This is a genomic window from Streptomyces ardesiacus, from assembly GCF_003112575.1.
GTDB lineage: Bacteria > Actinomycetota > Actinomycetes > Streptomycetales > Streptomycetaceae > Streptomyces > Streptomyces ardesiacus.
Genome location: NZ_BEWC01000001.1, coordinates 755,712 through 782,060, shown reverse-complemented (window position 1 = coordinate 782,060; position 26,349 = coordinate 755,712). Strand labels below are relative to the sequence as shown.

The window sequence follows — 26,349 nt, the reverse complement described above, 5'->3', positions numbered from 1 at the left end:
GAGGCGCTAGGCGCGCTTCAGCCGCAGCGTCATCAGCTGGAACGGCCGCAGCCGTACGGTGATCCGGTCGCCGTCCAGCCCGGGGGCCTCCGCGTCCGCCAGCGGGCGCTCCAGCAGGTCGGTCACCTGTACGCCGGTGGCCGCGAACCCCGTGGTGAGCGTGGCGCGGGCCCGGCCGCCGTGGGCCTCGTGGAAGCGGACCACGACGTCGCCGCTGCCGTCGTCGGCGAGCTTGACGGCGGTGACGACGACCGCGTCCCGGTCGACCGTGACGAGCGGCGCGACCTTTGCGGCGCCGCCCGTGCGGTGCCGCTCCGGCAGGTTGATCCGCCAGCCCTCGCGCACGGCGTCGCCGATGCCCGCGCCGGGCACCAGCGCGTGCCGGAACCGGTGCACGCCCTGGTCGGTCTCGGGGTCGGGGAAGCGCGGGGCGCGCAGCAGGGAGACCCGCACGGTGGTGGTCGTACCGCGGTCGCCGTCGGTGCGGACGGTGCGGGTGACGTCGTGGCCGTAGGTCGAGTCGTTGACGAGCGCGACGCCCCAGCCGGGCTCCTCCAGGTGCACGAACCGGTGGTTGCAGGCCTCGAACTTGGCCGCCTCCCAGCTGGTGTTGGTGTGGGTGGGCCGGTGGAAGTGCCCGAACTGGGTCTCCGACGCGTACCGTTCGGCGTGCACGTCGAGCGGGAAGGCGAGCTTGAGGAACTTCTCCGTCTCGTGCCAGTCGACCTCGGTGTCCACCTCCAGCCGCCGCTCCCCCGGGGCCAGCGTGAGGACCTGGGTGACGCGGGAGGAGCCGAAGGAGCGGACGACGCGCACCGAGGCGCCGTCGTCGCCGGGGACGACCTCGTCGGCGTCGGTGAGGTCGGTGACCGTGTGGCGGTAGAACGCGTCCACGTCCCAGGCGTCCCACATGTTCGGGAAGTCGGGGTGGAGCTGGAGCAGGTTGGCGGCCCCGCCCGGCGCGACGGTCTCGCGCTCGGCGGCGATGTCGTAGGCCGAGACCACCAGGCCGCGCCCGTCGATCTCGACGCGCAGCAGGCCGTTGTCGAGGACGTGACCGCCGCCGGGGCGAGGGGTCAGACCGGTGCGGCCCTCGGCGGCGGGGGACGCGGCGGCGCCGGCCGGGATCCCGGCCCGTGCGTGCGGGGCGGAGTTGAAGACCAGCGGGGTGTCGCCCTCACCGGCCAGGGCGCGCTGGGCGGCGTCGATGATCGCGTCCAGCTCGGCGGCGACGCGGTCGTAGGTGGCGCGGGCCTCGCGGTGCACCCAGGCGATGGAGGAGCCCGGCAGGATGTCGTGGAACTGGTGCAGCAGGACCGTCTTCCAGATGCGGTCCAGGTCGTCGTACGGATAGGGGAACCCGGCCCGTACGGCGGCCGTCGCCGCCCACAGCTCGGCCTCGCGCAGCAGGTGCTCGCTGCGGCGGTTGCCCTGCTTGGTCTTGGCCTGGCTGGTGAGGGTCGCGCGGTGGAGTTCGAGGTAGAGCTCGCCGACCCAGACGGGCGGCTCGGGATTCTCGGCCTCGGCCTTCTCGAAGAAGGCGTGCGGCGTCTCCCACTCGACGGTGGCCGAGCCTTCGAGGTCCCGCAGCCGGGCGGCCTTGGCGACCATCTCGCGGGTGGTGCCGCCGCCTCCGTCGCCCCAGCCGGTGGGGGCCAGGGAGTGCCGGGCGACGCCCTTGTCCTTGAAGTTCTTCGCCGCGTGGGCGATCTCGCTGCCCTTCATCGAGCAGTTGTAGGTGTCGACGGGCGGGAAGTGGGTGAAGATCCGGGTGCCGTCGATGCCCTCCCAGCGGAAGGTGTGGTGCGGGAACGTGTTCGTCTGGGACCAGGAGATCTTCTGCGTCAGCAGGTACTTGGCGCCGGCGGCCTTGATGATCTGCGGCAGCCCGGCGGCGAAGCCGAAGGTGTCGGGCAGCCACGCCTCGTCGTTCTCGACTCCGAACTCGTCGAGGAAGAACCGCTTGCCGTGGACGAACTGGCGGGCCATCGCCTCGGAGCCGGGCATGTTGGTGTCCGACTCGACCCACATGCCGCCGGCCGGCACGAACCGCCCCTCGGCCACGGCCTTCTTGACCCGCGCCCACACCTCGGGCCGGTGGTCGCGCACCCACGCCCACTGCTGGGCCTGGGACATGGCGAAGACGAAGTCCGGCTCGTCCTCCAGGAGGGCGGTCATGTTGGAGGTGGTGCGGGCCACCTTGCGCACGGTCTCGCGCAGCGGCCACAGCCAGGCCGAGTCGATGTGCGCGTGCCCGACGGCGCTGATGCGGTGCGCGGAGGGGACGGCGGGGGCGGACAGCACGTCGGTGAGGCGGGAACGGGCCTCCTCCGCCGTGCCGTTGACGTCCTGGAGGTCGATGGCGTCCAGCGCCCGGTCGACCGCGCGCAGGATCTCCCAGCGGCGCGGCGACTCCACGGGCAGCTCGGCCATCAGCTCGCCGAGCACCTCCAGGTCGAGCACGAGGTTCCACACCGTCTCGTCGAGCACGGCGAGGTCCATGCGGGCCAGGGTGTACTGCGGTTCGCTGCCCGCGGTGTCCTTGTCGCCGAGGCGGGTGGGCACGAAGGGGTGGTAGTCGAGGATGACGGGGTTGGAGGCGGCCTCGATGTGCAGGCGCACCTCCTCGCCGCCCTCGGCGGGAGCGGCGATCCGCACCCACTGGTTGCGCGGGTTGAGGCCCTTCACGGGAGTGCCGTCGGGGCGGTAGACCAGGCCCTCGCACTGGAAGCCGGGCATGTTCTCGTCGAAGCCGAGGTCGAGGATCGCCTCGACGGTCTTCCCGGCCCATTCCTTCGGCACGGTCCCGGTGACGCGGAACCAGCTGGTGCCCCAGGGCGCGCCCCAGCGGGCGCCGGTCTCGATGGGCTCGGGGTGGGCCGCGAGTCCCTCCTCGACGGGGACGGGCTCGCCGGGCGCGTTCCAGACCGCGACGTCCAGCGGGACGGACTCGGGGTAGAGGGCGGGGCGGACGCGCTCGTCGAGGACGCGCTTGAGGCGGGCTTCGACCAGGTCGCGGTCGTCATGCATGCGGGTGCTCCGGGGTCGGGGGCGGGTGGTTGCCGGGGTGGGTCACGAGGAGGGGGCGGACGTCAGGTACTGCTCCCCCGCCGGGCGGGGTCCGAACCGTGCGGGCCGGGGGCGTCGCGCACGGCGTCGGGGGTGACGACCTCCGTGATGCCGCGCGCGGCGAGGTGTCCGGTGTCGGCGGCGCGCGTGTCGAGGACGGTGGTGGGGCGGGCGCCGTCGGCGACCAGCCGGAAGAAGGCGTCGAAGACGGCACCGCCGGGGGCGCAGGCCGAGCGCGCCGCCGGATCGGCCGGAACGACGAGCGCGGTGGTGCGCGGGGCGGGGGCGGAACGGGCCCCTTCGCGGGCGGCGCGTGCGGCGCGGGCCAGGACCCGGGCCGTGTCCTTCGGCCGGCGGTCGTTGGTGAGGAGGCCGAGCCCGTACTCCAGCTCGGGGAAGTCGGCCAGTGTCCGGGAGACGTCGTGGGAGCACCACCAGGTGACGCCCCACAGGTCCGGGCAGTCCAGGGCGTTCTCGACGGTCGCCTCGGTGAAGGCGGCGGCGTGCTCGGCGGGCACGAGCGGGGCGGGGGCGCCGACCTCCTGGAGCCAGACGGGGCGGTGCGGGTCGTCGGCCCAGGCCTTGCTCAGCTCGACCAGGTAGGCGGCGTGGTGCTCGCCCGGCACAGAGGTGCGGCCGTGCCGCTGGGCGGTGCCGTTGAAGACCCAGGAGTGCACGGCCGTGACGGCGCCCCGCCGGGCGGCCTGGGCCGGGGTGAAGGGCTGGTCGTCCTGGTACCAGGTGGCGTCGTACTCGGCGTGCAGGTGCATCCGGCCCGGGGCGCCCTCCTCGCAGGCGGCCAGCATCCGCTCCAGCCAGGCGTCGATCTGGTCGCTGGTGGCGCGGTCCGGGTCGGGGTGGGGTCCCGCGGAGAACTGGTTGACCTCGTTGCCGAGGGTCATGCCGAGGAAGTTGGCCCGGCCGGCCAGGGCGGCGGCGAGGGTGCGCAGGTAGGCGGCCTGGCCCTCGACGACGTCGGGGTCGGTGAAGAGGTTGCGGCGGTGCCAGGTGCGGGTCCAGGCCGGGACGAAGTCGAAGCTGCTCAGGTGGCCCTGGAGGCCGTCCACGTTGACGTCGAGGCCGCGTTCGCCGGCCGCGTCGACCAGCGCCACCAGCTGCTCGACCGCGCGTTCGCGGATCAGGGAGCGGTTGGGCTGGAAGTAGGGCCACAGCGGGAAGACGCGGACGTGGTCCACGTCCAGGGCCGCGAGGGAGTCCAGGTCGGCGCGGACGGAGTCGATGTCGAAGTCGAGCCAGTGGTGGAACCACCCTTCGGTCGGGGTGTAGTTGACGCCGAAGCGCACGGCAGAAGGCATGCGGTGTCCTTGTGACGGGGGAAGCGGGTGGTTCAGCCCTTGACGGCGCCCTCGCCGACCCCGCGGAAGAAGTACCGCTGGAGGCAGGCGAAGAGGACGATGAGCGGCGCCACGGCGATGATCGTGCCCGCGGCGACGAGGCGTTCGTCGTTGGCGAAGGTGCCGTGCAGGTAGTTCAGGCCGATGGTGAGGGTGAACTTTGAGGGGTCGCTCAGCACGATCAGGGGCCACAGGAAGTCGTCCCAGGCTCCCATGAAGGCGAAGATCGCGACGACGGCGAGGGTGCCCTTCACGGCGGGCAGCGCGATCCGGAAGAACCGCTGCCAGACGTTGGCGCCGTCGACGAAGGCGGCCTCCTCGATCTCGTAGGGGAGGTTGAGGAAGGCGTTGCGCATCAGCAGCACGTTCAGGGCGCTCACGCAGCCCGGCAGCACCACACCGACCAGGGTGTTGTTGAGGCCCAGTTCCCGCATGGTGGTGAACTGGGCGATGATGATGCCCTCCACCGGCACGAGCATGGCCAGGATGAACACGAGGGTGGCGACGCGCCGGCCGCGGTAGCGCAGCCGGGCCAGCGCGTACCCGGCGAGGGCGGCGCCGACGCAGTTGGTGACGACGTTGGCGGCGGCGACCTTCAGCGAGTTCAGGGCGTAGTCCCAGACCGGGATGGTGTCGGCGACCCGTTCGTAGTTGTGCAGGGTGGGATCGGAGGGCAGGAACTTCGGCGGGGAGCTGAAGATGTCCTCGGTGGGGCCCTTGAGCGAGGTCGAGAGCTGCCACAGGAACGGACCGATGGTCAGGGCGAGGACGCCGAGCAGCAGCAGGTAGCGCAGGGCGAGTTCCCAGCCGCGCACGCGGCGCCCGTGCTCGTCGGTGATCCGGGGTTCGCGCTTGCGTTCGCGGCCGGTGGCGCGGGCCTTCCCGGCGGGCCGGGTTTTCTCGGCGAGGCTCACGCCTCCTCCTTCCGGTCGGCGCGCAGGACGAGCAGCATCAGGACGACGGTGACGACGAAGACGACGACGGAGAGGGCGGAGGCGTAGCCGACCCGGCCGGTGAGGCCGGTGCCGGTGCGCTGGACCAGCATCACGAGGGTGGTGTCCTCGCCGGCCGGTCCGCCGCTGGGGCCCGCCATCAGGTACACCTCGGAGAAGACCTTGAAGGCGGCGACCGAGGAGAGGGCCGCGACCAGCACCATCGTGGAGCGGACGGCGGGCACCGTGACGGTGAGGAAGCGGCGGACCGCTCCCGCACCGTCCACGGCGGCGGCCTCGTGCAGCTCGCGGGGCACGTTGGCGAGCGCCGCCAGGTAGATGATCATGTAGTAGCCGAGGCCCTTCCAGACCGTGACGCCCATCGCGCTGAGCAGGATCAGCCACTGGTCGCTGAGGAACCCGACCGGACTGGCGCCGAGCATCTCCAGCAGGGAGTTGACCAGCCCGCGTTCGTCCAGGAGCCAGACCCAGATCAGCCCGACGACGACGATCGAGGCGACGACCGGGGTGTAGAAGGCGGAGCGGAAGAAGGTGATGCCGGGGATGTTCTTCTGCACCAGCAGGGCGAGCAGCAGCGGCAGCAGGACCAGCGCGGGGACGACGCCGAGGACGTACAGGGAGCTGTTGCGCAGGCCGATCCAGAACATGTCGTCGTGGAGCAGTTCGCGGAAGTTGGCGAGGCCCACGAACTCGCCGGGCACCAGCGTGCGGCGGTCGGTGAAGGAGTTGACCAGCGTGGAGACGAACGGGTACAGGATGAACGCGCCGGTGATCAGCAGCCCGGGGGCGGCGAACAGCCATGGACTGGCGGGCAGTTGGCGCCGCACCCGCCGGGCGCCGCGGTTCTTGCCGGGGCCCGGGGTGCCGGTGGTGAGGGTGGGACTCGCCATGACGCCTCAGCCCTGCTGCTGGAGGAGCCGGTCGCACGCCTTGACAGCGTTGTCGAGGGCTTCCTCGGGGCTCTGCTTGCCCTGGAGCGCCTTGGCGACCTCGTTGCGCAGCTCGGTCTTCATCTGCTCGCTGAAGAGCACGGGCGTGTAGTTGACGGCGTCCTTGAGGGACTTGGCGGCGGCGACGCGCACGCGGGTCTCGTCGGTGCCGTCCTCCTTGGTGAAGTACGGGTCGTCCAGCGAGCCGGCGGTGCTCGGGAAGATGGCGACCTGCTGGGCGAACGACATCTGGTGCGCCGCGTCGGTGACGTAGTGCGCGAAGGCGACCGCGGCCGGCTTGCGCCCGCTCTGCGCGTTCACCATCAGGCCCATCACGTACATGTTGACGTGGCCGGTGCTGGTGATCTGGTCGGTGATGCCGATGTTCTTGTACAGACTCGGCGCCTGCTTCTTGAAGTTGGCGAGGTCGAGCGCGCTGCCCGGGTTCATGGCGACGGCGCCGGTGAGGAACTTCTTCCCGGAGGACTCCGGGGTGGCGGTCAGCGCCTGCGGGTCGAGGGCCTTGGCGTCGTACAGCTCCTTGTAGCGGGTGAGGAGTGCCACGCCCTTGGCGTCGTTGAACGCGAAGGCGGTGCCCTCCTTGTTCATGAGCGGTACGCCGTAGCGGCCGAAGTCCTCGATGGTGGGCACGTTGGCGAGGGTGGCGACCTCGCCGCCGGTCTTGTCGGCGATCTTCAGGGCGGCGTCGAAGACCTCGTCGTACGTCTTCGGCGGCTGCTCGGGGTCGAGTCCGGCCTTCTCGAAGAGGGACTTGTTGTAGAACAGGGGGCCGGTGTTGAGGTACCAGGGGAAGGCGTACGTGCCGTCCGTGCCCGGTATCCGGTGACTGGCCCAGGCGCCCTCCAGGTACTCCTTCTCGTACTGGCCGGCCGCCTTGTCCAGGTCCAGGGCGAGGCCCGCCTTGGCGAGCGGCGCGACGAGGTCCGGGGAGACGTTGACGACGTCGGGCAGAGTGCCGCCGGCGGCGTCGGCGCTGATCTTGTCGGCGTAGCCCTCGCCGGGCTGGTCGACCCACTTGACGTGGGTACCGGGGTACTTCTTCTCGAAGTCGGCGATCAGGCCCTCGAAGTAGTCCTTGAAGTTGGCCCGCAGGTTCCAGGTCTGGAAGGTGATGTCGCCCTCGACCTTGCCCGAGGCGTCGGCCGAGCCCCCGCCGTCACCTCCGGACCCGCAGGCGCTGAGGGGCAGGACGAGGGCGGCGACGGCTGCGGCGGCGAAGGTTCTGCGCGAGGTGGGCACGGTGGCACGTCTCCCTGAAGGGCGTCGGCGGTGGGATGCCAGCGACCATGCCCGGCGATTCCCCGGAAAGTCAATGGATTCCCCTCAACTAATGTCCTGCGTGCAGCATTAGTGCAGGTCAAGACCCCTATGAAGCGTCACTTGCCAGTCACCACTAATGCGCTTTAGGATCTTTCCACTCAAGCGCTTTAGCGCACGCATCGAAGTGAGGAGTGCGCATGGCGGCCAAGCGGCCCGCCGCGCGCCGGCCGACGATGAAGGACATCGCACGGCGGGCCGGGGTCTCCGAGAGCGCGGTGTCCTTCGCGCTGAACGACCGGCCGGGGGTCTCCGAGATCACCCGGGACCGGGTGCGCCGGGTGGCCGAACAGCTCGGCTGGCGGCCCAGCACGGCGGCGCGCGCCCTGTCCGGGGAGGGCGCGGCGACGGTCGGCTTCGTGCTGGCGCGGCCCGCGCACACCCTCGGCGTCGACTCCTTCTTCCTGCAACTGGTCTCGGGCATCCAGGAGGTGCTGGCCCGGCGGCACCTGGGGCTGCTCTTCCAGGTGGCGCCGGACGTCGAGGACGAGTGCGCCGTCTACCGGCGCTGGTGGGCCGAGCACCGGGTGGACGGGGTCCTCGTCGTGGACCCGCGCACCGACGATCCCCGCCCGGACCTGCTCGACGAACTCGGTCTGCCCGCCGTCGTGATCGGCGGGGCGCCGGACGAGCGCCATCCGGGACTGTCGACGGTGTGGGCGGACGACGCGGGCGCGATGGCCGCGCTGGTGGACGCGCTGCACGCACTCGGGCACCGGCGGATCGTGCACATCGCCGGACTGCCGGACCTCGCCCACACCGAGCGCCGGATCCGCGCCCTGCGCGCCGAGGCCGGGCGGCGCGGCCTCGGCGAGGTCGAGTCGGTGACCACCGACTACTCCGACGCGGAGGGCGCGGCCGTCACCCGCCGGGTCCTGGAGGCGCCCGCTCCCCCGACGGCCCTGGTCTACGACAACGACGTGATGGCCGTCGCCGGGGTCGCCGCCGCGTCCGGACTCGGCTTCTCGGTGCCGGCGGACGTGTCCGTGGTGGCCTGGGAGGACTCGGCGCTGTGCCGCATGGTCAAGCCGTGGCTGTCCGCCCTGTCCCGGGACAGCGTGGAGTTCGGCCGTACGGCGGCCACGGAGCTGACCGCCCTGCTCGACGGCGGTCCCGCCCGGACGGTGCGGGTGCCGGTGCCGCGGCTGATCGAGCGCGACAGCACGGGGCCGGTCCGGCCTCTCTGAACGCGGCCGGACCGGTACGCGCTCTCGACGCGCGGGCCGCGGACGGGCAGAGTGCTGTCCTGCGTACTCGCCGGTAACGGCGTGCTCGCCGACATCCCGCATCCCGTCACCGCACCCCGAGGAGCCCTCCGTGACCGACTGGGCCGGCCGCACCGCCACCGAGATCGCCGCCACCGTACGGGAGAAGCGGGCCACGCCCCGCGAGGTGGTGGCGGAGCACCTGGCGCGGATCGAGCGGCTGGACGGCCGTGTCGGCGCCTTCCGCGCGGTGCGGGCCGATGCGGCGCTCGCGGAGGCCGAGGAGGTGGGCGCGCGGGGCGATCTGGACGAACTGCCGCTGGCCGGCGTGCCGGTGGCGGTCAAGGACAACCTCGCGGTGCGCGGCGAGACCACCCGCGTCGGCTCGGCCGCCACGCCGCACACGCCCGCGGACGCCGACCATGTCACCGTGGCCCGGCTGCGGGCGGCCGGCGCGGTGGTCGTGGGGCTGACGAACGTGCCGGAACTGTGCGTCTTCGGCACCACCGACGGCGTGCTCGGCACCTCCCGCAACCCGTGGGACCCGTCCCGCTCGGCCGGCGGCTCCTCGGGGGGCAGCGCGGCCGCGGTCGCCGCCGGGATGGTGCCGCTCGCGCTCGGCAACGACGGCATGGGCTCGCTGCGCATCCCGGCGGCCAACTGCGGTCTGGTCACCCTCAAGCCGGGCCACGGCGTCGTGCCGGCCGGCATCGGCGAGGGCGACTGGTTCGGCATGTCCGAGAACGGGCCGCTGGCCACGACGGTCGCGGACGCCCGCCTGATGCTCGCGGTCCTCGCCGGCCGCCCCCTGCCGGACCGCGAGGAGCCCGGCGCCCTGCGCGTCGCCGCGTCGCTGCGCAGCCCGCTGGCCGGCGTCCCCGTCTCCCGGCCGTACGCGCGGGCGGTGCGCGAGGCGGCCGGTGTCCTGACGAAGGCGGGGCATCAGGTGCGGCGGGCGGACCCGCCCTACCCGGCGTCGCTGGGCGTGACCGCCCTGACCCACTGGACGGCCGGTACCTCGGTGGACGCGCGGAACCTCGACGCGCGGCTGCTGACCCGGCGCACGCGGGTGCACGCGGCCCTCGGGCGGCGCTTCGCCGCCCGGGTGCCGGACGGCGGGGGCCGGGAGCGGCTGCGCGCACGCCTGGAGCCGTTCTTCGCCGAGTACGACGTCCTGCTCACCCCGGCGCTGGCCCGCCGCGCCCCCGGGGCCGGGCCCTGGCACGAACGGGGCTGGCTGCGCAACGTGGTGGCGAACTCCGCGTACTCGCCGTTCACGCCGCCGTGGAACCTGACCGGCTGGCCCGCGACGGTGGTGCCGTTCGGCACGCTGGACACCGGCGCGCCCTGCGCCGTGCAACTGGTGGGGCGCCCGGGCTCGGAGGCGACGCTGCTGGAGCTGGCGGAGCGGATCGAGGCGCTGCACCCCTGGCGGCGGACGGCCCCGCTCGATTGAACGGCGTTACAGGGCGCGGTGCATGACGTGCAGGCCGACGCGGCCGTGCCGGGGGTGCTCGAAGGCGTCCGGGACCGTGCCCAGGACGGTGAAGCCGAGGGAGGTCCACAGCCGTACGGCGGGGTTGGTCTCGACGACGGCGTTGAAGACCATCCCCCGGTAACCCTCGGCCTTGGCGGCGGCCAGGACGTACTCGGCGAGGGCGCGGCCGGTGCCGCGTCCGGCCCGGTCGGGGTCGACCATGAAACCGGCGTTGGCGATGCGCGCGGCGGGACCGCCGTAGTTGGGGGTGACGTAGGCCGAGGCGACGACGGTGCCGGTGTCGTCCTCGGCGACGTAGACGCGTTTGGCGGGGTTCATCCACAGGGCCCGGGCGTCGGCCTCGCAGGTGTGCGGGTCCCAGGCGTAGGTTTCGCCGGCGGCGACGATGCGGTGCCAGAAGGGCCAGATGTGCGGCCAGTCGCCCGCGGTGGCTTCCCTGATCAGCATGGGCGTGAGTCTGGCACGCCCATGCGTCCGGCGGCTTCGGGGGTTGCGGACGGTTCAGTCCACGCTGGGCAGGATGTGCGGCTCGGCGAGGTCCTCCTCGTAGCCCGCGAGACGGATGGGGGCGGAGCGCGCCCACACGTCGAGGCTGCCGATCTCGCCGGGCCGGCGGCGCGCGCGCCCGCCGCCTTCCTCGGTGCGTTGTTCTGGCTTCGTCGTCGTTTCCGGTGTCACCGCGCACTCCTTATGTGTCGGGTCACCCTGGGGGCTGCCCGGCGCCCGTGTCCTGTCCCGGCACCCGGCGCCCACTCGGGTGTGAGTCGAAATGCAGTTCGGACGCGGTGGCGCCGGTACCTCGTGCGGGAGCGGGCCGCGGTGAACCGGCTCGCTCCATGACGGACCTCGGGTGCGGGTAGTGCCCTGTGCCGCCGCCCGTCCGCTTCAGATTAACCAAATGAGCGGGGGTGCGCTCTATGGCGCTCGAAAGATGGGAGAACCATTGCCCTTCGTTCCGCGCCCAGTTGGCCCATGTGTGCCCCGCTTCCTCCGCTTGTGCATCGCGCGCAACTCACCCGTTCGGCCTACGCCGGCGACCACACCTTCGAACGCGCGACGGGGGCGGGACGCGCAGTTAAGTCGCCGTTGGCTGCGCCGCAAGCTCGCCGCGCTCTGCTGCCCGTCGGCAACGGCTGTCTCGTGGGAGGACCGGGGCATGGAACTGCGCAGCGTCGAGGAGCTGATGGACCTGCTGTACGCCTGCCGGCGCGAGCAGCCCGGCGGCGAGGAGGCGGGGGATCCGTACGGGCACGCGCTGCGGACGGCCGCGCTGCTGCGCCGGCGCCGCCCGGCCGACAAGGAGCTGCAGGTCGCCGGGCTGGTGGCGCCGGTGGGGCCGCTGCTGGGTCCGGGCGACCCGGCCGTCCGGACCGCGGAGGCGGTACGGCCGCTGCTCGGGCCGCGCGTCGCCCGCCTGGTGCGCCGTCGGGCCGACCCCGGACCCCGGGCCCACGACGACGACCTGGTCAGTCTGTGTCAGGCGGACGAGGAGGCCCGCACCGCGGTCTTCGACGCCGGGGTCCTGGAGGACTGGCGCACGGTGCTGGAGCTGACGGCGGCACGCACCGCGCGGCTGGGCCGGGTGGAGTGACGCGCCGTCACCACTTGCCGGGTGCGTAGTCCTTGAGGAAGACGCCGTACAGGTCCTCGCCCGCCTCGCCGCGCACGACGGGGTCGTAGACGCGGGCGGCGCCGTCGATCAGGTCGAGCGGGGCGTGGAAGCCGGCCTCGGCCAGGCGCAGCTTGTCGTAGTGGGGGCGTTCGTCGGTGATCCAGCCGGTGTCGACGGAGGTCATCAGGATCTTGTCGGTGTCGAACATCTCCTGGGCGCTGGTCCGGGTGACCATGTTCATCGCCGCCTTGGCCGCGTTGGTGTTCGGGTGGCCTGCCCCCTTGTAGCCGCGGGCGAACACGCCCTCCATCGCCGAGACGTTGACGACGTAGGCGCGCCCCGACGGCGCCTTGCGCGCGGCCTCGGCCATCGAGGCGCGCAGCGCGCTGATGAGGATGAACGGCGACGTGTAGTTGCACAACTGGGTCTCCAGCAGCTCCACCGGCGAGATCTGCTCGATGGTCTGCACCCAGGTGTTGGTGTCCACGACGTCGGGGACCAGTCCGCCCGCGTCGATGGCGGTGCCCTCGCGGTGCCGCACCACGCTGGCGTTGCCGGCGACCAGGGCGAGGTCGGCCACCTTCTGCGCGTCGAGCCCCGAGGCGCCCAGCGGCAGCGCGGCCAGTCCGTCCACGGCGCCGGAGTTGAAGGCGCCGATGACGTGGTGGGCGGGCAGCGCGCCGGCGGGCAGCGGGGCGCTCTCGCCCTCGACCAGCGCCGCGTACGCGGAGGGCAGGCGCCGGACGGTCTGGGTGGCGTTGTTGATCAGGATGTCGAGGGGGCCCCGTGCGGCGACCTGCTCGGCGAGGGCGACGGCCTGGGCGGGGTCGCGCAGGTCGATGCCGACGACCTCCAGGCGGTGCATCCAGTCCCCGGAGTCGTCCATCGCCTTGAAGCGGCGGATGGCGTCCTTGGGGAAGCGGGTCGTGATCGTGGTGTGGGCGCCGTCGCGCAGCAGCCTGAGCGCGATGTACATGCCGATCTTGGCCCGGCCGCCGGTGAGCAGCGCGCGCTTGCCGGTGAGGTCGGCGCGGGCGTCGCGGCGGGCGCGGTTCTCGGCGGCGCAGTCCTGGCAGAGCTGGTGGTAGAAGTAGTCGACCTCCACGTAGCGCTGCTTGCAGATGTAGCAGGAGCGGGGGCGCTGCAGTATCCCCGCGATCGTGCCCTCCTCCGTGCGCGAGGAGGGCAGCAGGCCCTCGGTCTCGTCGTCGATGCGCTCGGCGGACCCGGTGGCGGTGGCCTCGGTGACCGCCTTGTCGTGGGCGGTCTTGGCGGCCCGGCGCTCCTGGCGGCGGCGCTGCTTGACCATGCGGTAGATGTGCGAGGTGGCGCGGCGGACGGCGATCGCGTCGGGGTGGTCGACGTCCAGCTCGTCGAGTTCCGCGAGCACGTCGAGGCAGACGGCGAGCCGTTCGGGGTCGATGCCGGGTCCGTGCGCGGAGGGGATCTCCGCCTGCGCGGACGCCCGGCCCGCGGGCGCCTCGTCCGTCGTCGCCGAGCCGTCCTGTGTCACCGTCATCGCCGTTGCCGTTCCCTGGTCGCCGTCGCGGCGCTCCGGGAGGCGACCGCTGTCGAACAGCGGATTTTATTTCAGCGCGCGGCGCGGATCCAAACCCGCCGGGGTCAGGGACGGCACGCCGTGAGCAACGTCTCCACCTCCTCGGTCACCGCGAGGGCGAGCCGGTCGAGGTCCGGCACCGCCTTCCCGTCGGCGACGAGGCCGAAGTGCACCTGCCCCCGGTACGTGGAGACGGCCACCGCGAGGGAGTGGCCGCGGGCCAGCGGCGCCAGCGGGTAGACCTCGGTGAGCGGGTGTCCGCCGAGCCGCAGGCCGAGGCTGGGCAGGGGCACGCTGGTGACCAGGATGTCGAACCAGAGCCGGGCGGCCCCCGAGACGAGCGGCCCGCCGATCCGGTGGCCGAGCGCCGGCACGTGGTCGGCGAGCAGCGCGACGGCTCCGGCGCCGCGGCCCGGACCGGCGTCCTTGTTGCGGTCCATGGCGGCGCGGACCGTACCGAGCCGGGAGAGCGGGTCGGGGTCGCCGACCGGGAGTCGCATGAGGTATCCGGAGAGCCGGTTGCCCTGGGGGTGCGCGGTGCGCGGGCGGCGCTTGGAGACGGGGATGAGCGCGCGGGGCGCGACGCCCTCGCTTCCGTCGCCGCGCTCGTCCAGCCAGCGGCGCAGGGCGCCGGCGACGACCGCGATGAGGACGTCGTTGACGGTGCCGCCGGTGGTCTTGCGGACGTGGTGCACGTCGTCGAGGTCGACGGCCACGCCCGCGATCCGGCGGGTGCCGGAGGACTCGGCGGTGAGCGCGGGCGAGGAGCGCACGTCGAGGGTGGACAGCGCCGCGGCGGCACCGATGTCCAGCGCGCGGCCCGCGTCGGCCAGGGCGTCGCGCAGCCGGTCGGGCAGCGCGCGCACGTCCGGCACCCGTCCGCGCGGCGGCCGCTCGGGGCGGGGCCGGGGTGCGGGCAGGTCCATCGGGTCGAGGACCCCGGCGGCGAGGGTCAGGGCGCGCAGCCCGTCGGCCAGGGCGTGGTGGAACTTGAAGAGCACGGCGAAGGTCCCGCCGTCGACGCCCGGCAGCACGTGCGCCTCCCAGGGCGGCCGGTCGCGCTCCAGGGGACGTTGCATGAGGCGCCCGGCCCGGGCGTGGAAGTCGGTGGCCGGGGCGTGCAGCCGCACGTGGTCGAGCGGGTCGAACCGGGGGTCGGGCTCGCGGGTGGCCCCGCCGAACGCGTAGGGCCGCCGCAGGGCCAGCGGCGGCTGCCAGGTGTCCTTGATCCTCATCCGCAGTCCGGGCACCGCGGGGGCACGGGCCGCGAGGAGGTCCGCGGCATGGGCGCCCGCGGTGGCCGGGCCGGCCTCGAAGACACCGAGCGCGCCCAGGTGCATGGGGTGCTCGGCGGACTCGATGTTCCAGAACGCCAGGTCGAGGGGAGCGAGCGGGTCGGGACTCAAGGGCTTGCCTCGCAAGGACGGCGCACGGCGGCGACGGGTGGATCAGCAGTCAATCCCCTTCCGTCGATTACGGTCAAGCACGGTCACGCTACGCACGGTTAACGGGGGATTAAAGTCCCGCCCCTTTCGCCAGGGGCGGGACCGGTGCGACTGATGCCGTGTCCGTGCTGACCTCGGCTCACGCCGTCGGCGGCGGCGGCGCCTGCGCCGGGGTTCCCCACCCGGACGGCTGCGGGCCGACTGGGCGCACCGCCCGCGCGATCAGGCGGTGCAGCCCGCCGGGACGGGCCGGGACGCGTCGCGGATGAGCGCCTCGTGGGCGGCCCTCATCCGCTCGACGTCCGGCTTGAGCACCTTGCGGTCGTAGGTCGTCAGACCGTTCAGCTCGCCCTCCACGTCCGAGATCTGGGTGTAGACGGCGCCGTTGCCGCCCCGGCAGACCAGGGCGCGCACCTCGTCGAGCTTGGTGAGGTAGTCGTCCGTGTACGTCCGCGGATCGACGTCGACGTACGACTGCTGCACGGACCACGCGTGTCCGGGCACCGCGAGGCCGAGACCGCCGTACTCGCCGGAGACCAGGGCGCGCCGGCCGTCCGGGGAGGGCGGCAGGGCGGGGCTCGGGTAGCCGTGCTCGTCCATGATGTCGCCGGCGCCGCCGTCGGCCCCGAGGTTCAGGCCCGACTGGTTGTTGACGAGCCGGGTCGGGTCCCAGGCCTTGGCCTGCTCGGCGACGCGGCCGATGTCGTACTGGCCCCAGCCCTCGTTGAAGGTGACCCACATGACGATCGACGGGTGGCTGACGTGTTCGTCGATCATCTCCTTCATCTCGCGCTCGTACTCGGCGCGGGCGGCGGTGGACGGGTTCTTCCCGGCGGTCATCGCGGGCATGTCCTGCCACACCAGCAGGCCCAGCCTGTCGGCCCAGTAGAACCAGCGGTCGGGCTCGACCTTGATGTGCTTGCGCACCGAGTTGAAGCCGAGCTGCTTGTGCAGCTTCAGGTCGTACGCGAGGGCCTCGTCGGTGGGCGCGGTGTGCAGCCCGTCGGGCCAGAAGCCCTGGTCGAGGGTGGCCATCATGAAGACCGGCTCGCCGTTGAGCAGGGTGCGCGGCACGCCGTTCACCTGGTCGACGGCGATGGAGCGCATTCCGAAGTAGCTCTCCACCCGGTCGTGCCCGACGGTGACCTGCAGGTCGTACAGGAAGGGGTCGTCGGGGGACCACAGGCGCGGGTCGCGGATCTTCAGGGTCAGCGGTTCGCCGGTGCGTCCGCTGACGGTGGCGACCTTGCGGTGCCCGGCGTACGCCGTGGCCTTGACGCGTACGCCGTCGCGCACGCCCTTCGGCTCGACGGTCAGGGTGCTCGCTGCGACGTCCGGGGTGAGCTTCAGCGAGTCCACGTGGTCCCGGGCGACCGGCTCCATCCACACGGTCTGCCAGATGCCGGAGCTGGGCGTGTACCAGATGCCGCTCGGGTCCAGGCGCTGCTTGCCGAGCGGCGGGTTCTCGCCGTTCGCCGCGTCCGTCGGGTCGTAGACGCCGACGATCAGCTCCTGGGTGCGGCCGGGCTTGAGGGCGTCGGTGACGTCGGCGCTGAACTTGTCGTAGCCGCCCTTGTGGTCGGCGACCTTGACGCCGTTGACGTACACCTCGGACTGCCAGTCGACGGCGCCGAAGTTCAGCTTCAGCCGCTGGGAGGAGCCGATGTGCCAGTCACGGGGCACGGTGAAGGTGCGCCGGTACCACATGCGGTCCTCGTGCCGCTGGATGCCGGAGAGCTGGGACTCCACCGGGTACGGGACGAGGATGCGCTCCTTGAGGTTCTTGCCGACCGGCGGCTGCTCCCCGGCCTCGGCGGCGGCGAACTGCCAGCGTCCGTTGAGGTTCTGCCAGTCCTCGCGCGTCAACTGCGGGCGGGGGTACTCGGGAAGGGCGTTGTCCGGCCCCACCTCGTCGGCCCAGTCCGTGCGCAGCTCGTAGGTGGACGCGTTGCCGCCGCTGCTCCAGAAGGCGTTGACAACGTTGCCCTGAGCGTCGGTGAGGCCGCCCTCGCCGTCGTAGCGGACGTCGGCGGTGCCGGGGGCGTCGCCGTTCTTGTTGCCGACGACGGGCTGGTCGAGGGCGACGAGCAGGGCGCTCGGGTCGGCGGGGTCCAGCTCGGCCTCGCCGAGGGGCCACGTGGCGCCGCCGATCACCGCTTCGAGGTGGTCGGCGAGTCCGGCCGGGGGTGCGGTGAGGGGGCTCGCGAAGTCGAGCCTGAGGGTGCGGCCGGTGGACTGGACGGTGGTCGCCGTCGCGCCGTTGTAGTCGAACCCGTCGGGCAGGCGGAACGCCGACTGCGGGATCGCCTCCTTGCTGCCGCCGGGCTCGGTCCAGCGCAGGTGGAGGTTGGAGCCGCCGTAGTGCTCGAAGTACTCCAGCTTGATGTCGTAGGACTGGCCGGCCGTCAGCTCGATCGGCTCGGCGGTCTGTTCGCGGTCCCAGTCGTCGACCCAGTGGTCGATGGCGAGCCGGCCGCCGATCCAGAGGCGGAAGCCGTTGTCACCGATGATCGAGAAGGTGTGGGCGCCGGTCTTCTCCGGGACGAGCTTGCCGGTCCAGCGGACGCTCACGTCGTCCGACTGCCCGGTGGCGAAGGCGAGTCGCGGCTCCAGGGTGTCGAAGTCGAGCTGCGGATCGAAGCCGGTGGCCTTGAGTTCATGGAAGTCGAAGGCGCCGGGGGCGGACTGGGTGTAGTACTCGCCCTTCAGGCCGTGGATCTCCGCGGTGTCGTGGGCGTCGGCCGCGTGGGCGGCGGGGACGGCGGCCAGGCCCGCGACGCCGAGCGCGGCGGCTAGCAGCAGCGCGAGTCTGTCTCTGAGTCGTTTGGTGCGCACTGACCCTCTCCTCGAGAACGGGTGGTGGCCGAATGGCTCAGGACATCGATGTCATACATCGATGTAACGGCGGATGTGCAGTGGCATGACAGCACGGATTCCGCTTGACGTCCAGGGACATGACAACGGCCCCGGGCGCCGCACGCGGATCGCGTCCCCCGCGCGCCCCGGGGCCGTCGCCCCTCCGTCACGGCACCCGCTGCCCCTTGCCCAGCGCGATCACGCCGCCCTTGGAGACGGTGTACAACTCGCCGTCCCGCTGCGGGTTGACGCCGATCGTCGCCCCCGGCGGCACCTGTACGTTCTTGTCCAGCACCGCTCCGCGCACCACCGCGCCCCGGCCGACGTGCACGTTGTCGTGGAGCACCGAGCCCTGCACGACCGCCCCGGGGTCGACCACCACGCCCGGGGACAGCACGGACCGGGTCACCTGCCCCCGGATCAGGCAGCCCGCGCTGACGATCGACTCGCCCGCGATGCCGCCGGCGTTGAAGCGGGCGGGCGAGAGCTGGGTGGAGTGGGTGTAGACCGGCCAGTCGCGGTTGTAGAGGTTGAACGCGGGCCGCTCGGCGATCAGGTCCATGTGGGCGTCGTAGTAGGCGTCCAGCGTGCCCACGTCCCGCCAGTACCCCTGGTCCCGGGAGGTCTCCCCCGGCACGTGGTTGGCGCTGAAGTCGTACAGCGCCGCCTCCCCCCTGTCCGTGAGCTGGGGCAGGATCGAACCGCCCATGTCGTGCACGGAGTCCGCGTCCTCGGCGTCCCGCTGCAGTGCCTCGACGAGGGCCTTGGTGGTGAAGACGTAGTTGCCCATCGAGGCGAAGACGCACCCGGGGTCGTCGGCGAGGCCCGGAGGGTCGGCGGGCTTCTCCAGGAATCCGGCGACCGTCTGCCCGTCGGAGCCCGGGGTGATCACGCCGAAGGACGGCGACTCGGCACGCGGGACCCGTATCCCGGCGACGGTGACGCCCGCACCGGACTCGATGTGCTGGGCCAGCATCTGGCGCGGGTCCATCCGGTACACGTGGTCGGCGCCGAAGACGGCGACGTACTCGGGCTGTTCGTCGTGGACCAGGTTCAGGGACTGCAGGATCGCGTCGGCGCTGCCCAGGAACCAGCGCGGACCGAGGCGCTGCTGGGCGGGGACCGGGGTGACGTAGTTGCCGAGCAGGCTGGACATCCGCCAGGTGGTGGTGATGTGCCGGTCCAGGGAGTGCGACTTGTACTGGGTGAGCACGCAGATCCGCAGGATGTCGGCGTTGACCAGGTTGGACAGCACGAAGTCGACCAGCCGGTAGGTGCCGCCGAAGGTGACCGCGGGTTTGGCGCGGTCCGCGGTCAGGGGCATCAGGCGCTTGCCCTCTCCGCCCGCCAGGACGATGCCGAGCACCGAAGGACCTCCACGACGCATGGCCGCTCCCCTCACCCTCGTTCACCCCGGCCGCCCCGGGCGGGGCGGCCTAAGCCCGCTTGAGGATCTCCTCGTACAGCCGGACGGTGCGCCGCGCGACCGCCTCCCAGCCGAACTCCTCGACCGCGCGCGCCCGGCCCGCCGCGCCCATCCGCCGGGCGGTGTCCGGGTCGCCGAGGACGGAGTCCAGTGCGTGCGCGAGCGCCGCCTCGAAGTCGTCGTCCCCGACACCCTCGTACGCCACGAGTACCCCCGTTTCGCCGTCGGCCACGACCTCGGGGATGCCGCCCACCCGGGAGGCCACCACGGGGGTGCCGCAGGCCATCGCCTCCAGGTTGACGATGCCGAGGGGCTCGTACACGGACGGGCAGACGAAGACGGCGGCGTGGGTCAGGAGCTGGATCACCTCGGAACGCGGCAGCATGCGCGGCAGCCAGTGCACGCCCTCGCGGGCCCGGCTCAGCCCGGCGAACAGGTCGCGGAACTCCCGGTCGATCTCCGGGGTGTCGGGGGCACCCGCGCACAGCACGACCTGCGCGGCCGGATCGACGTCCCGCACCGCGCGCAGCAGGTGGGGCACGCCCTTCTGGCGGGTGATGCGCCCGACGAACAGGACGTACGGGCGGGAGCGGTCCAGGCCGATCCGGTCCAGCACGTCCGTCTCGGGGTCGGGCCGGTAGAGCCGGGTGTCGATGCCGTTGTGCACGACGTGGACCCGGGAGGCGTCGAGCGCCGGGTAGCAGCCGAGGATGTCGTCCCGCATCGCACCGGACACGGCGACCACCGCGTCGGCCGCCTCGACGGCGGTGCGCTCGGCCCAGCCGGACAGGGCGTAGCCGCCGCCGAGTTGCTCGGCCTTCCAGGGCCGCAGGGGCTCCAGGGAGTGGGCGGTCACGACGTGCGGGACGCCGTACAGCAGCTTGGCGAGGTGGCCGCCGAGGTTGGCGTACCAGGTGTGGGAGTGCACCAGCTCGCGCCCTTCGAGGGCGGCGGCCATGGCGAGGTCCACGGAGAAGGTGCGCAGCGCGTCGTTGGCGCCGTCCAGCACCTGCCAGGGGCGGTGCCGCAGCACGCCGTCGGTGCGTCCCTCGCCCCAGCTGTGCACGTCCAGGTCGACGAGTCGGGCGAGTTCCCGGGCGAGGAACTCGACGTGGACTCCGGCGCCGCCGTACACGTCCGGCGGGAACTCACGGGTCAGCAGTCCCACGCGCACCCGGAACCTCCCGTCTCGGCGGCTGGTTCCCACATGGTCACCCAGAGCGGGCGCCGGGGGAAGAGCGCGGTGCCCCCGGGGGACGGGAGAAGCAGCAGTCGCCGCAGACCCCGGTCCCGGGCACCCGGTAGTAGAGGCAGCAACTGCGGCGCCGGAACGGGAGGTCCGCGGCGGCCGCGGCGAGGGTGCCGGTCCCGGCGAGCCGGGGGTGGGCGAGCAGTCCCGCGGTCAGCGACCGGACCTGGGCGGCGGTGTCCGCGCGGCCCTCCCGGCGGGCCCAGCGGTCCAGTTCGCGGCCGGCGCCGGCCAGGGCGGAGGCCGCGTTGCCCCACAGCAGGCCGGTCGCCACGCCGTACCGGGTGCGCACGGCGGCGGTCAGCGGCGCCAGGTGGGCGGCGAGCACGACGTCCGCGACCGTGGCGGTGTCCCCCGGCAGCGGACGCACCTCGGCGAGCCACAGGTCGTCCGGGGCGCCGGCGTCGGGGTCCCAGCGCAGCAGGCGCGGATCGAGGTCGGGGACCGCGCCGTAGAGGACGGCGCAGGCCAGCGTCACCGACCACAGGCGGGCGGCCAGCCCCTGGTGGGCCACGGAGGCGGCGACGCGGGTCTCCCCGGCGCCGAGTGCGGCGGCGACCTTCCGCACCCGGAGGCCCAACGGGTCCGGCTCGACCGGGAGGTGCCCGTCCGGCGCGGTTTCCTCGTGCCCGCGCTCGGGCATGTGCTCGCGCTCGGGTGCGCGTGCGGGTGCGGGTGCGGGTGCGTACGCGTGTACGAGCGGTACGGCGGCGCCCGGCCGACCGGACGGCGACGGCGGCCGCGACGTGCGCAGGACGCTGAAGCCGCCGAGCGGGCGGAGGGCGGCGAGGGCGGGGTCGAGGTCCACGCAGAGCAGTACTACCAGGGCCCTCGGGGACGCCGGACCAGGGGTGGGGGCCGGAAGTCGCCCACCCAGGGGAGGACGGCGGGGCCGTCGTACTCCATCGGCAGTAGGACGCGAAGAATGCTCAGGGACGACGACGGGAAGACCCCGGGACGGCATCGTGTTGTTCATGGATGACGACCGTTCGCCGCGCCGGGCCCAGCGCCCCCGCCTCACGCAGAGGAGCAGCCGATGAGCGCCCTCGCGTTGTCCGTGCTCCTGTCGCTGGTCTCCGCCGTGGCGTACGCGGGCGGAGCGATCGTGCAGGAGCAGGTCGCGGTGTCGTCACCCGCCGCTCAGTACGCTCCGCTGCGCCGGCCCGGCTGGTGGGCGGCGGTCGCGCTCAACGGCCTCGGCGGTCTGCTGCACGTCGTCGCCCTCGCGCTCGGTCCGCTGAGCCTGGTGCAGCCGCTGGGAGCGCTCACCATAGTGTTCGCGCTGCCCATGGCGGCGCTCTTCGTCGGCCGCAGGGCCGGTGCGACCGCCTGGCGGGGCGCGGTGATGGCCACGGTCGGACTCGCCGGTCTGCTGTCCCTGGTCGGCGCCTCCGACGCGCAGTCGCTCGACACGGCACAGCGGATCGGGGCGGCGCTGGTCACGGGCGGAGCGGTCGTGGCGCTGATGATCGCCGGCCGGGCCGTGCACCGCCACCCGGCGGTCCGCAGCATCCTGCTGGCGACCGCGTCGGGCATCGCCTTCGGCATGTCCTCGGTGTTCACCAAGACGGTCGCGGTCGACTGGACCGGCGGGGTCTCCGCCGCCGACCTGCCGTCGCTGGCCGTGATCGGCGTCCTCGCCACGGCCGGCATGGTGCTGTCCCAGGCCTCCTACCGGGGCGCGGGTCTGGCCGCCCCGCTGGCCACGCTGACGGTCGTGAACCCGGTGGTGGCCGCCGTCGTCGGCATCACGATGTTCGGCGAGATCTTCCGCTACGGCACGACCGGCACGGCGCTCGCGCTGAGCTGCGGCGTGGTGGCCGCGGGCGGGCTGATCATGCTGACGACGGAGCGGATCGCCCGGGAGGGCGCCGGGGCCGCCGAGCCCGCGGCGTCCCCGTCCGGGGACGCCCTGACGCCCGCGGAGGCCGGGGCTACGGCGGGCGGAACGACAGGGGCCGGGGCGACGGTGGCCCCCACGGCGGTGGCCGAACCCGTGGCGGCCGGAGCGACGGCCTACGAGACCATGGCCGCCGGACCGGTGCGGTCCACGGCGGCGCTCGTCGCACCGGAACCCGTGGCGTCGGTGCCGGTCGTGCCGGAGCCCGTAACGTCGGTGCCGGTCGTGCCGGAGCCCGTCACTGCAGAGCCCGTCGCGCCGGTGCCGGTGCCGGAGGCCCGGCTGTCGGCCAAGGTGCTCGTGCCCTCCCCGGTGGCCTCGCCGGTCACGCCGGTCACCGCCCCCGCCGAGGAGGCGTACGACGCCCGGCCGCCGGCGGACCGCCCCGCCCCGACGCTCTCCTACGGCGCCTTCTACGGCGGCCTGTTCGTCCCGCCGCCCGTCTTCGGCCGCCGACGGGTCCGGATCAGATCCTGACGCCGCCGGCCCGCAGGTACGCCAGCGGGTCGACGTCCGAGCCGAAGCCGGGTCCGGTCCGCACCTCGAAGTGCAGGTGCGGGCCCGTGACGTTCCCGGTGGAGCCGGAGCGTCCGAGGCGCTGACCGACCCCCACCGACTGACCGGCCTTCACGGAGATCGCCGAGAGGTGCGCGTACTGGGAGTAGCGGCCGTCACCGTGCCGGATCACCACCTGGTAGCCGTACGACCCGCCCCACCCCGCGCTGACGACCCGGCCGGCCGCGACCGACTTGACGGAGGTGCCGGTGGGAACGGGGAAGTCGACTCCGGTGTGGTAGCCCTTGGACCAGGAGGAGCCCGTCTTGTGGTACGGCGTTCCGGTGGCGGCGTCGACCGGGGCGACGACGGCTTGGTGGGTGGCGGCCTTGCCACTGCCGGAGGGCGACTTCTTCGGCGCCTTCCGCGGCTCCTGCCGTTTCTGCTGCTGCGGCTCCGGTTCCTGCTTCTGCGGCTTGGCTTGTTTCTGCTGCCTCTCCTGCCGCTCCGGCTTCGGCTGCTTCCGCTGCCCGGCCTGTTTCCCGGCCGGGGCGCCGGACGCCTTGGCGGCCCCCTCGCCGCGCAGTGACAGACGCTGGCCGGGCAGGATCAGGTCGGGATCGGATCCGATCGCGCCCCGGTTGGCCTCGTACAGGCGCTGCCAGCCGCCCCGGACCTCGTGGGCGTCGGCGATGCCGGAGAGGGTGTCGCCGGTGACCACCTTGTACATGCGGGACGTGCCCGCCCGGGACTGGGGTGTGGTCTGCGGCCGCACGTCCTTGACCGAGTCCGTCTTCGGCACGGCGCCCGCCGCGGGCTTGTCGGTGGAGGGCTTCTCGCGGCTCTTCTCCGCCCCCGCTCCCCCGGCCGGCCGGACGTCGGGAGTGCCGCCGCCCCGGGTCAGTCCGGCCCGCTGCGAGCACACCGGCCAGGCACCGGGCCCCTGCGCGTCGAGCACCTTCTCGGCCACGGCGATCTGCTGGTCCCTGGTGGCGAGGTCGGCGCGCGGGGCGTACCGCGTGCCGCCGAAGGCCTCCCAGGTGGACTGGGTGAACTGCAGTCCGCCGTAGTAGCCGTTGCCGGTGTTGATGTCCCAGTCGTGGGTGGACTCGCAGGCGGCGACCTTGTCCCAGGTCGCCGCGTCGGCCGCCTGGGCCGTGCCGGTGCCGACGAGAGGGAGGGCCAGGCCGGCGCCCCCCGCCGTGACGGTCAGTGAGGCGCGGTTGATCCTGTTCGGCTGATACCGGCGGTGCCGGCCGCGTACGGCCATGGAGGTCCCCCTCGACATTGCGTCAGGAGCGGCAAAAGTAAGCGCCGCGAACAGGCCATGACAAGACGGCAACCGGCCGGTTGGCGGCCCCGCGTGGCCGGGACCGAGCGACCGTCGGCGGGTGGAGGAGCCCGCACCGCCCGCTGAGGCATCGGCCCCCTTCCTCCCGTACTGAAGCCCGGGGGAGCACGACGTGCGACGCGTACGGAAGTCCGGGCAGCACGAAGAGCGACCGTCGTACCGGCACGTCAGCATGATCGAACGGCGGAATTGGCGATACTGGCGGTCACCGGCACCACAGACACCAAGGTCATTAGGAGCCAACGCAATGAGCACTACAGCGCAGATCGGCGTCACGGGTCTCGCGGTCATGGGCCGCAACCTCGCCCGCAATTTCGCCCGCAACGGCTACACGGTCGCGGTGCACAACCGGACCGCGTCGCGCACGCACGCGCTGGTGGAGGAGTTCGGGAGCGAGGGCGACTTCGTGGCGGCCGAGACCGCGAAGGAGTTCGTGGCGGCGCTGGAACGGCCGCGCCGCCTGGTGATCATGGTGAAGGCCGGTGACCCGACCGACGCGGTGATCCGGGAGTTCGCCCCGCTCCTCGAGCCCGGCGACATGATCATCGACGGGGGCAACGCGCACTTCGCCGACACCCGGCGCCGGGAGCGCGACTTGCGTGAGCAGGGAATCCACTTCGTGGGCACCGGCATCTCCGGCGGCGAGGAGGGCGCGCTGCACGGCCCGAGCATCATGCCGGGCGGCTCGAAGGAGTCGTACGCGTCGCTGGGGCCGATGCTGGAGAAGATCTCGGCGAAGGCGGCGGACGGGGCGCCCTGCGTCACGCACGTCGGTCCGGACGGCGCCGGGCACTTCGTCAAGATGGTGCACAACGGCATCGAGTACGCCGACATGCAGTTGATCGGCGAGGCGTACCAGCTCCTGCGCGACGTCGCCGGGTACTCCCCCGCGCAGATCGCGGAGATCTTCCGCACCTGGAACACGGGCCGTCTGGACTCGTACCTGATCGAGATCACGGCGGAAGTGCTGTCGCACGTGGACGCGGCGACGGGCAAGCCGTTCGTGGACGTGGTGGTCGACCAGGCGGAACAGAAGGGCACGGGCCGCTGGACCGTGCAGATCGCCCTTGACCTGGGCGTGCCGGTCTCGGGCATCGCGGAGGCCGTCTTCGCCCGCTCCCTGTCCGGTCACGCGGCGCTGCGCGAGGCCTCGCGCGGCCTGGCGGGCCCGAAGGCGTCGCCGCTCGGCGAGGCGGAGGCCGCGGCCTTCGCCGACCGCGTCGAGCAGGCGCTGTACGCGTCGAAGATCGTGTCGTACACGCAGGGCTTCCACGAGATCGCGGCGGGCAGCGAGGAGTACGGCTGGGACATCGACCTGGGCGCGGTCTCCGCGATCTGGCGCGGCGGCTGCATCATCCGCGCGGCCTTCCTGGACCGCATCCGCGCCGCGTACGACGCCCGGCCCGACCTGCCGAGCCTGCTGTCGGACGAGACCTTCGCCCAGGAGATCGCCGCCGCGCAGGACGACTGGCGCGAGGTCCTGGTCGCCGCGACCCGCCAGGGCGTACCGACGCCGGGCTTCGCCGCCGCCCTCGCCTACTACGACGCCCTGCGCGCCGAACGGCTCCCCGCCGCGCTGACCCAGGGCCAGCGGGACTTCTTCGGGGCGCACACGTACCGCAGGACGGACCGGGACGGCGCGTTCCACACGCTCTGGGGCGGGGACCGGTCGGAGGTCACCGCGTAGTACCCGCCCCGCCCGGCCTGCCCTCGGCCACTCAGGTGAGCGGTGGCCCCGGCTCGGGGTTCGGCACGGGCTCGGGCCCCGGCGGGACCGGCGACGGGGAGGGCTCCGGCGGACCGGGCGGCGGCTGGGGCCCCGGACCGGGGGGCTGCGGGCCGGGCCCGGGAGGCGGAGGCGTCGGCTGCGGGCCGGGACCCGGGGGCTGGGGCGGAGGGGTGGGCTCCGGGCCGGGGACCGGCGGCGTCGCCGGGTCGGGGCGCGGCTGCGGTGGCTCCGGGTCCGGGCCCGGAGTAGGACCGGGGGTCGGCCCGGGTGGGACGGGGTCCGGGTACGGGTTCGTCATGGCACTGTCCTCCGGCCAGTCGGTCGACGTCGGCTCTCTGGACTTGTCCCCCGCCTACCCGAGCGCCGCCACCCCACTCACCC

19 protein-coding genes are annotated in these 26,349 nt (G+C 73.1%); 5 read left to right on the top strand and 14 right to left on the bottom strand.

Features of this window, described 5'->3' with window-relative positions:
* Positions 1–6: 6 nt before the first annotated feature.
* The 5 genes from Sdi02f_RS03135 to Sdi02f_RS03115 form a co-directional block, all read right to left on the bottom strand.
* Positions 7–3,030 carry an alpha-mannosidase gene (locus tag Sdi02f_RS03135; RefSeq protein WP_053638498.1) on the bottom strand — a complete coding sequence of 1,008 codons (3,024 nt, stop codon included), beginning with the start codon at positions 3,028–3,030 and terminating at the stop codon, positions 7–9.
* Between the two features lie 62 nt (positions 3,031–3,092).
* Entirely contained in the window at positions 3,093–4,385 is a 1,293-nt protein-coding gene (locus Sdi02f_RS03130) for a glycoside hydrolase 5 family protein (RefSeq protein ID WP_031084844.1), read from the bottom strand.
* 32 nt (positions 4,386–4,417) lie between these two features.
* Entirely contained in the window at positions 4,418–5,338 is a 921-nt protein-coding gene (locus Sdi02f_RS03125) for a carbohydrate ABC transporter permease (protein ID WP_030404738.1), read from the bottom strand.
* Positions 5,335–6,267: a carbohydrate ABC transporter permease gene (locus tag Sdi02f_RS03120; protein ID WP_108932653.1), complete on the bottom strand. Its 933-nt coding sequence runs from the start codon at positions 6,265–6,267 to the stop codon at positions 5,335–5,337. Before Sdi02f_RS03120 ends, Sdi02f_RS03125 begins: the two co-directional genes overlap by 4 nt.
* A 6-nt stretch (positions 6,268–6,273) precedes the next feature.
* Positions 6,274–7,566, bottom strand: a complete 1,293-nt coding sequence (locus tag Sdi02f_RS03115; protein ID WP_031084842.1) for an ABC transporter substrate-binding protein — start codon at positions 7,564–7,566, stop codon at positions 6,274–6,276.
* Between the two features lie 218 nt (positions 7,567–7,784).
* Between Sdi02f_RS03115 and Sdi02f_RS03110 the strand changes: the two genes are divergently transcribed.
* Together Sdi02f_RS03110 and Sdi02f_RS03105 are read left to right on the top strand one after the other, a co-directional pair.
* Positions 7,785–8,831: a LacI family DNA-binding transcriptional regulator gene (locus Sdi02f_RS03110; RefSeq protein ID WP_031185361.1), complete on the top strand. Its 1,047-nt coding sequence runs from the start codon at positions 7,785–7,787 to the stop codon at positions 8,829–8,831.
* Positions 8,832–8,961: 130 nt separating this feature from the next.
* The gene (locus tag Sdi02f_RS03105) at positions 8,962–10,305 is read left to right on the top strand and encodes an amidase (RefSeq protein ID WP_108932652.1); all 1,344 of its coding nucleotides are present in this window, start codon (positions 8,962–8,964) and stop codon (positions 10,303–10,305) included.
* A 6-nt stretch (positions 10,306–10,311) separates the two neighbouring features.
* Here the strand turns inward: Sdi02f_RS03105 and Sdi02f_RS03100 are convergent, their stop codons facing one another.
* Together Sdi02f_RS03100 and Sdi02f_RS03095 are read right to left on the bottom strand one after the other, a co-directional pair.
* Positions 10,312–10,794 (bottom strand): GNAT family N-acetyltransferase, encoded by a 483-nt coding sequence (locus Sdi02f_RS03100; protein WP_030404743.1) that lies wholly within the window; start codon positions 10,792–10,794, stop codon positions 10,312–10,314.
* A 54-nt stretch (positions 10,795–10,848) separates the two neighbouring features.
* On the bottom strand, positions 10,849–11,025 hold the full coding sequence (locus tag Sdi02f_RS03095) for a hypothetical protein (protein ID WP_037799457.1): 177 nt from the start codon (positions 11,023–11,025) through the stop codon (positions 10,849–10,851).
* 478 nt (positions 11,026–11,503) lie between these two features.
* Here Sdi02f_RS03095 and Sdi02f_RS03090 point away from each other — a divergent pair, with 478 nt between their 5' ends.
* A complete protein-coding gene (locus Sdi02f_RS03090) occupies positions 11,504–11,938 on the top strand; it encodes a hypothetical protein (protein WP_053662547.1) in 435 nt (144 codons plus the stop codon).
* Between the two features lie 7 nt (positions 11,939–11,945).
* Here the strand turns inward: Sdi02f_RS03090 and Sdi02f_RS03085 are convergent, their stop codons facing one another.
* The 6 genes from Sdi02f_RS03085 to Sdi02f_RS03060 form a co-directional block, all read right to left on the bottom strand.
* Complete coding sequence (locus Sdi02f_RS03085; RefSeq protein WP_031185358.1) at positions 11,946–13,478, bottom strand: SDR family NAD(P)-dependent oxidoreductase; 1,533 nt, start codon at positions 13,476–13,478, stop codon at positions 11,946–11,948.
* Between the two features lie 104 nt (positions 13,479–13,582).
* Entirely contained in the window at positions 13,583–14,923 is a 1,341-nt protein-coding gene (locus Sdi02f_RS03080; RefSeq protein WP_031185357.1) for a WS/DGAT/MGAT family O-acyltransferase, read from the bottom strand.
* Between the two features lie 261 nt (positions 14,924–15,184).
* Positions 15,185–17,797, bottom strand: a complete 2,613-nt coding sequence (locus tag Sdi02f_RS03075; RefSeq protein WP_108932651.1) for a PA14 domain-containing protein — start codon at positions 17,795–17,797, stop codon at positions 15,185–15,187.
* Between the two features lie 187 nt (positions 17,798–17,984).
* Positions 17,985–19,205, bottom strand: coding sequence for a glucose-1-phosphate adenylyltransferase (gene glgC / locus Sdi02f_RS03070; protein WP_031084832.1), 1,221 nt, complete (start codon positions 19,203–19,205; stop codon positions 17,985–17,987).
* A 49-nt stretch (positions 19,206–19,254) separates the two neighbouring features.
* Positions 19,255–20,418 (bottom strand): glycogen synthase, encoded by a 1,164-nt coding sequence (gene glgA / locus Sdi02f_RS03065; protein WP_108932650.1) that lies wholly within the window; start codon positions 20,416–20,418, stop codon positions 19,255–19,257.
* 37 nt (positions 20,419–20,455) lie between these two features.
* Positions 20,456–21,301, bottom strand: coding sequence for a (2Fe-2S)-binding protein (locus Sdi02f_RS03060; RefSeq protein ID WP_108932649.1), 846 nt, complete (start codon positions 21,299–21,301; stop codon positions 20,456–20,458).
* Positions 21,302–21,529: 228 nt separating this feature from the next.
* Here Sdi02f_RS03060 and Sdi02f_RS03055 point away from each other — a divergent pair, with 228 nt between their 5' ends.
* On the top strand, positions 21,530–22,870 hold the full coding sequence (locus Sdi02f_RS03055) for a DMT family transporter (protein WP_108932648.1): 1,341 nt from the start codon (positions 21,530–21,532) through the stop codon (positions 22,868–22,870).
* Here the strand turns inward: Sdi02f_RS03055 and Sdi02f_RS03050 are convergent.
* On the bottom strand, positions 22,860–24,158 hold the full coding sequence (locus Sdi02f_RS03050) for a transglycosylase family protein (protein ID WP_030404752.1): 1,299 nt from the start codon (positions 24,156–24,158) through the stop codon (positions 22,860–22,862). The two genes, Sdi02f_RS03055 and Sdi02f_RS03050, sit on opposite strands and share 11 nt — an antisense overlap.
* Positions 24,159–24,486: 328 nt before the next feature.
* Here Sdi02f_RS03050 and gnd point away from each other — a divergent pair, with 328 nt between their 5' ends.
* Positions 24,487–25,926: an NADP-dependent phosphogluconate dehydrogenase gene (gene gnd / locus Sdi02f_RS03045; protein ID WP_030404753.1), complete on the top strand. Its 1,440-nt coding sequence runs from the start codon at positions 24,487–24,489 to the stop codon at positions 25,924–25,926.
* The last annotated feature ends 423 nt before the right edge of the window (positions 25,927–26,349 follow it).